The sequence below is a fragment of the uncultured Phenylobacterium sp. genome, from assembly GCF_902826855.1.
Lineage (GTDB): Bacteria > Pseudomonadota > Alphaproteobacteria > Caulobacterales > Caulobacteraceae > Phenylobacterium.
This window is the reverse complement of sequence record NZ_CADEGK010000222.1, coordinates 1-6863: the sequence shown is the minus strand read 5'-3', so window position 1 is coordinate 6863 and position 6863 is coordinate 1. Positions and strand designations below refer to the sequence as shown.

The 6863-nt window shown below is 66.3% G+C and carries 2 protein-coding genes and 2 pseudogenes; 3 read left to right on the top strand and 1 reads right to left on the bottom strand.

What is annotated here, in order from left to right:
* Window positions 1-146: 146 nt before the first annotated feature.
* Window positions 147-2804 carry a heavy metal translocating P-type ATPase gene (locus QZV94_RS21435; RefSeq protein ID WP_293681721.1) on the bottom strand — a complete coding sequence of 886 codons (2658 nt, stop codon included), beginning with the start codon at window positions 2802-2804 and terminating at the stop codon, window positions 147-149.
* 367 nt (window positions 2805-3171) lie between these two features.
* Here QZV94_RS21435 and QZV94_RS21430 point away from each other — a divergent pair.
* From QZV94_RS21430 to QZV94_RS21420, 3 genes and pseudogenes are all read left to right on the top strand, one after another.
* A pseudogene (locus QZV94_RS21430) lies at window positions 3172-4772 on the top strand (oleate hydratase).
* A gap of 197 nt (window positions 4773-4969) precedes the next feature.
* Complete coding sequence (locus QZV94_RS21425; protein ID WP_293681719.1) at window positions 4970-5218, top strand: hypothetical protein; 249 nt, start codon at window positions 4970-4972, stop codon at window positions 5216-5218.
* Window positions 5219-5477: 259 nt separating this feature from the next.
* Window positions 5478-6863, top strand: a pseudogene (locus QZV94_RS21420) (glycosyl transferase); the annotation flags it as partial.

The following is a 6863-nucleotide window of genomic DNA, read 5'->3' as shown; positions in this document are numbered from 1 at the left end:
GGCGTCGCCGCCGGCGCCGAGCAACCGCTCGATCAGAAACGGCAGCAACGGCAAAACCACACCAAACCCCATCGACACCGTGAAGACCGCAAGCATGAGCGCAGCCATTGTGCCGCGGGGAATGCCCGAGGAATCCGCGCCTGAGCTCATGCCGCCGCAGCTTGTGCCGCGGGCTGCGGACGCGGCAACGCCTTCGCCGGCTCGCGGCGAACGCCGTTCAGCTTGGTCCGCTTCAACATCAGGGCGTTGAGCGCCACCACCAGGGTGCTGCCCGACATCGACAGCGCGGCGACCTCGGGGCTGAGTACGAACGGGTACAGGACGCCTGCGGCGAGCGGGAATGCGATCACATTGTAGCCCACCGCCCACCAGAGGTTCTGGTGCATCTTTCGCAAGGTCGCGCGAGACAGCTCGATCGCAGCGACGATGTCGTAGGGATCGCTCTTCATCAGCACGACGTCAGCGCTTTCCATCGCGACGTCGGTTCCGGCGCCGATGGCAAAGCCTACGTCAGCCTGAGTTAGCGCGGGTGCGTCGTTGACACCGTCACCCACCATTCCGACCTTCTTCCCCGCAGCCTGTAGTTCCTTCACCTTCTCGGCCTTTTGGCCTGGCAGGACGTCGGCCAGTACGGTGCCGATGCCGAGATCCGCAGCGATGCGCTTGGCCGTCGCCGCATTGTCCCCGGTCAGCATGACCACTTCGATCTTTCGTTCGCGCAGCTTTGCGACCGCTGCCTTTGAGGTCGGCCTGATCGCGTCGGCAATGGCGATGAGCCCGATCACGCGACCTGCCTGAGCCACGTGAACGACCGTACGGCCATCGCCCTGCAGGCGTGCAGCTTCGGCCTCCAGGCGACCGAGCCCCAGCTTCTGGGTATCCATGAGCCGTCGATTGCCAAGGAACACCGTCCCACCGGAGGTCTCGGCGCGGGCGCCCATGCCGTCCAGGCTTTCAAAGCCCGTAGGCGCGGCGACGGCGAGGTTCGCTGCGCGGCGCAGAATGGCCTGGGCCAGAGGATGGTCGGACCCCTGCTCGACGGCCGCCGCGGTGGCCAGCAACACGTCCTCCGTGACCTCATCTGCCGTCACGATCTCGACCACCTCGGGCTGGCCGATGGTGAGTGTGCCGGTCTTGTCGAAGATTACTGTGTCGAGCTTGGTGGCGGCTTCGAGCGCCGAGGCGTTTTTGAACAGGATGCCGTTGGTCGCGCCCAGACTTGTGGCCACCATCACCACCATTGGCGTGGCGAGCCCCAGAGCATCTGGGCAGGCGATGACCAGCACCGTGATAGTGAGGGTCACGGCAAGCAGCAGCGGCTCGCCAATGACCCAGAACCACACGGCAAACGTCGTCAGACCAATGACGATCGCGGCGACTACCAGCCACTGTGCGGCCTTATCCGCGAGGAGCTGCGCCGGCGCCTTGGAGTTCTGCGCCTCCTGAACCAGCTTCACGATCTGGGCGAGCGCCGAGTCGGCCCCGACCTTCGTCGCCTTGTATCTAAAGCTGCCGTTTTTGTTGATCGTCGCACCGACGACCGTCGCGCCAGGCCCCTTCTGCACCGGCATCGACTCGCCGGTCAGCATGGATTCGTCGACCAGGGAGTCCCCGGATTCCACGACGCCGTCCACCGGGATCTTGTTGCCCGGCCGGATCACGACGATCTCGCCGGCCAAGACTTCCGCTGTCGGAATCTCCACCTCGACACCGTTGCGGAGAACCGAGGCCTTCGCGGGCGTGAGATCCAAGAGCGCCTTGATGGCGGAAGACGCCCCCGCGCGGGCGCGCATTTCGAGCCAGTGGCCGAGCAGGATGAAAACCAGAAGAACGGCTGCGGCTTCGAAGAACTGCCCCCCGCCCTTAAAGAAGAAGGTGCTGCCGACGCTGAACAGATACCCGGTGCCGACACTCAACACGACCAGCACGGCCATGCTGAGAGTGCGGGTCTTCAGCGCACGCCGGGCAGAGACGACGAAGGGCCAACTCGGATAGAGGATCGCCGCGCTCGCCAGGACAAACAGCCATAGGTTCAGCTCCAGCCCGAACGGGGGCGCGGGCGCCTTGAAGAGGTCTCCCATTGGCGCGTAGACGAAGATCGGCGCCGTGAAGATCAGGCAGACCCAGAACCGGTTGCGCATGTCGCGCACCATCGCCGCCATGTCTTGGCCGCCATGCCCCATTTCGAACGCCATGTCCGTCCGCTTGGCGGTCTGGGAACCCGGCTTCCCATGGCCCTCGTGACCCGGACCTGCGGGGACGACGGGCGGACGCGAGCCAGACTCGGAGAATGGGGCGACGGGCTCCGAAGGCAGTTCGTCCGGCACGGCTTTCCCCTTCATGACCCGGGCGCTCATGTCGCGGACTTTGGCGAGCAGGCCCTCGCCGTCATGCTGAGCGGCGGACGCGAGGACGGCGACGGGCTCCGGCCCAGCAGCCTGGCCCGCCGCAACAACCTGAGGATCCGCGGCAGAGAGCGCCAAAGGCTCTGCGACCGTCGCGCCTGTTCCGTCATCGGCGCTGGGTGGAGGGACGGTCGGGGGGGCGAGCCTGGACGCGTCGGGAGCCGGCGTCGGGGTCGAGTCAGCGGATGTGGCGGCATCGGCCTGGAAGCCTCTCTGGCGCACGTCCGACCTGATGTCTGCGATGTTGAGCCGGGTCTCGTCGTAGCGCACCGTGGCGCTTCCGCCGGCATGGTTCACGGTAACGCTTTCGACGCCGGGGACCTCGCCGATCCGCTTTTCTATGCCGGCTACACTCAATACAGAGAGCATGTCGCGCACCTGGATGACGCTAGTCTTCATTTCGTTCTTCCGTGCCAGGCCGACCTGCGCCGTTTCGGTCGTCAGTCTGCCGTTCTGCGCGGCTCGCAGAGCGATCGGGCGAGCCGCCTTATGATGGACGAGCGCAGGGCCTGTTTCTTACAGGCGCCTTGTCGATCAGTGCGGACTCGCACGATGTCGCGGCGCTGTTGAAGTACCGACCACGAGGTCGACGCCCTGGCGGCGTCAGCACAACGCCGAGCGCCCACCTTCGGGATCGGCGCCGCAGCCGAGGCCCGTTCCGGCCTGGGTGTAATCATTGCCTCGGCGGCGCGTCCATTGGCGTAAGAGGCGCGCCCGGCCTCGTGTTCCGGGTCATTGTTCGATCACCGTCGCCCGGGAGACAGTCATGCCAAACACCAAGGATCCACCCCCTCGGGGCGCAGCGAAAGCCTATCTGGTCGGCGGCGGGATCGCCGCCTTGGCGAGCGCGGCCTATCTGATCCGGGACGGCGGGTTCGCCGGGCAGGACATTCAGATCCTAGAGGAGATGCCGCTGCTCGGTGGCAGCCTCGATGGCGCCGGTGACCCCGATGAGGGCTACGTAATCCGCGGGGGGCGGATGTTCACCTACGAGGCCTACACCTGCACCTTCGACCTGCTGTCCTTCATCCCATCGCTCTCCGCGGCCGGCACGACGGTCAAGGACGAAATCTATCGGTTCAACGAGGCGCATGTCTCCAATTCGCTGGCTCGCCTGGTCGCGGCGGGGTGCAAGCTCGATGCATCGGACCTGGAACTCAGCAACCGCGATCGCCTCGATCTGATCGAATCATGGCCGTTTCGGAGTCCACGCTCGGGACGAGGCGGATTGCGCAGATGTTCCAACCGCCATTTTTCAAGACCAACTTCTGGTTCATGTGGTGCACCACCTTTGCATTTCAGCCGTGGCACAGCGCGGTCGAGTTGAAGCGCTATCTGCACCGCTTCTTCCAGGAGCTTCCCCGCATCCACAACCTGGGTGGCGTTCGCCGCACGCCGTACAATCAGTATGACTCCATCGTGCGGCCGCTCGTCCATTGGTTGGAGGCGAGGGGGGTCCGATTTGTCACCGGCGCGCGGGTGAGCGATCTGGACTTCCGCTACGGCCCGGCCGGCAAGTCCGTGGAGACCGTCCACTACGTCGAGGCGGGAATTCAGCGCGCTATCGCGCTCAGGGACGAGGACCTGGTCCTGGTCACCAACGGCTCGATGACTGCGGCGTCGAGCCTCGGATCCATGAGTTCGCCGGCGCGGCTCATCGATGACACACGCGGCGGGTCCTGGGCGCTTTGGGAGACGCTCGCCGGCAAACACACGGGCTTCGGTCACCCGGAGGTGTTCACCCGCAGTATTGACGAGTCAAAGTGGCTGTCGTTCACCGTCACGCTGAGCGACCCGACCTTCTTCACGCTGATGGAGACCTTCACGGGCAATGTGGCCGGCACGGGTGGGCTCGTCACCTTCACCGACTCGAGCTGGCTGATGTCGGTGGTCCTGGCGCACCAGCCGCATTTCCTCGGGCAGCCCGACGGGACCCAGGTGTTCTGGGGCTACGGGCTGTTCATCGATCAGACGGGGGACTTCGTGAAGAAGAAGATGTCCGACTGCACAGGCGAAGAGCTGCTCGTCGAGCTGCTGGGCCATCTGGGCTTCGAGGCGCAGAAGGACGCCATCCTCAACGCCGCGAATTGCATTCCCTGCATGATGCCGTTCATCACCAGCCAGTTCATGCCCCGGTCCGCGGGCGACCGGCCTGCCGTGCGTCCGGCGGGAACGACCAATCTCGCCTTCATCGGGCAGTTTTGTGAAATAACGGACGATGTCGTCTTCACCGTCGAGTATTCGGTGCGCTCGGCGCAGATCGCCGTCTATTCACTGCTGGGTCTCGATAAGTCGGTCTCCCCCCTCTACAAAGGGCAGTTCGATGCTTCCGTTCTGCTGGCCTCGGCGAGAACGCTGGTGAGCTGACCGAGCCGCCCGCGCCGCCATCACCCAGCCGGCACCGTGAAATCCGCCGGGCCGCGGTCCGGAAAAGCGGTCTCCCGCGCATTGACCTAGGTCAACGCCGTCGATCCCGCCTCATGCGAGGAGGACAATGAACCGCCCCGGATCTCCATGCGCGCGGGTCATGTGCGGGCCGTTGCAGCCCATCGAGGTGATGCGCCATGATCACTTTCAACGTCGTCAAGGAACGTCACGGCTGGGCCATTCGGCTGGGAGAGCGCATGACGACGCCCTTCAGGTCCCGCGACTTGGCCGTTCGCGAGGCCAACCGCTTGGCCAACGCCATCCGCTGTCATGGCGAGCACACCGAGGTCAATGTCGAACCCGCCGACCGGAGTGGGACGGCCATGTGGTCTGGCGGATCGCATGAAGCCGGCGAGGGAAGCGCTGCTTCGCCGGCCGCCGGATAGGTCTGTCGTGCGTGATCCGCGTGCAGCCCGGTGAAGGGCCAGCGATACAATGCGCTTTGAGACCAGTGCATCCGCGCGTGAGCGCCGGCTTCGCAGCGGGCCGGATTTGATCGCTCCGCTCCGCGGCTTGCTTCGCAGCCCCCGACCGAGACCGCCCTGGGACGACGGCGCCCCGATTCGGTCGGAGCTGTTCAGCGTCGAGCGCCTCGAGGCGCACGCGAGAAGCCTGGCCTCCGCGCAGGCGGTTACCCCCCGCGAGATGAAGGGCGCTTCGCTGTCGCGGCGGCTTGCCGATGACGAAGCGGTGCTGCTGGCGGCTTACCGCGACGTCGCCGACGCCATTGAACTGGGCGCGGCCATCACCCCGGCCGCCGAGTGGCTGATCGACAACTTCCATCTGGTCGAAAAGCAGATCCGCGAAGTCCGGGGCGATTTGCCGCCGGGCTACTATCGGCAGCTGCCCAAGCTCGCCGGCGGACCCCTCACGGGATATCCGCGCGTGTTCGGCGTGGCCTGGGCGTTCGTCGCCCATACCGACAGCCTCTTCGATCCGGAGATCCTGCGGCGCTATCTCCGCGCGTACCAGGAGGTCCAGCCCCTGACCATCGGCGAGCTGTGGGCTGTCGCCATTACATTGCGGATCGTCCTGGTGGAGAATCTCAGGCGGATCGCCCAGCGGATCACGGACAGCCGCGCCGGTCGCCGCGCCGCGGACGCGCTGGCGGACCGGTTGTTGGGCGCCGGGGGACGCCCGCCCGAGCCGCCTGAGGCCGTGCTTCCGCAAAACCCCGAGGCGACCTTCTCGGACGCCTATCTGGTGCAGCTCGTGCACAGGTTGCGCGATCAGGACCCCAGCATCGAGCCGGCGTTGGCGTGGCTCGATGAGCAGCTGGCGGGGCAGGGCACGACCGCCGACGCCGTCGTTCGCGAGGAGCACCAGAGACAGGTCTCCGGCAGCGTGACCGTGCGAAACATCATAACCAGCATGCGTCTCATCTCCGACGTGGACTGGACCGAGCTGTTCGAGCGCGTCAGTCTGGTCGACGACCTCTTCAAGTCCGGAAGCGCCTTCGGCGACATGGACTTCCCGACGCGCAATCTCTATCGCAGCGCCGTCGAGCACCTCGCTCGAGGCTCTGGACGCACCGAACTTGAGGTGGCTGAGGCGGCCGTGGCGGCGGCGTCGCGTGCGCGCCCGACAGGCGACGCTCGCCGGGCCGATCCCGGCTACTATCTGATCGCGGGCGGCCGCGGCCTGTTCGAGGCGTCGATCAGCTTTCGGCCGCCGGCGCGATCCTGGCCGGGCCAAGTCTACCGCGCGCTGGGGATCGGCGGCTATGTGGGCGCCGGCGCGGTGGTCGCGGCGGGCCTGCTGGCCATCCCGCTCTCCATCGCCGCGGCAAGCGGCCAGAGCGCGGCCTGGCTCGTCCTGCTTGCCGGCCTGGGACTCATTCCGGCGATCGACGGCGCCGTCGCCATCGTGAACCACGTCGTGACGCGAGGCTTTCGGGCCACCCTGCTGCCGGCGATGGCGCTGCGCGGCGGCGTCAGCGCCGACCTGCGCACCCTGGTGGCCGTGCCGACGCTGCTGACCTCGCTGGCGGACATCGAGGACCTGATCTCACGCCTGGAGATCCACTACCTC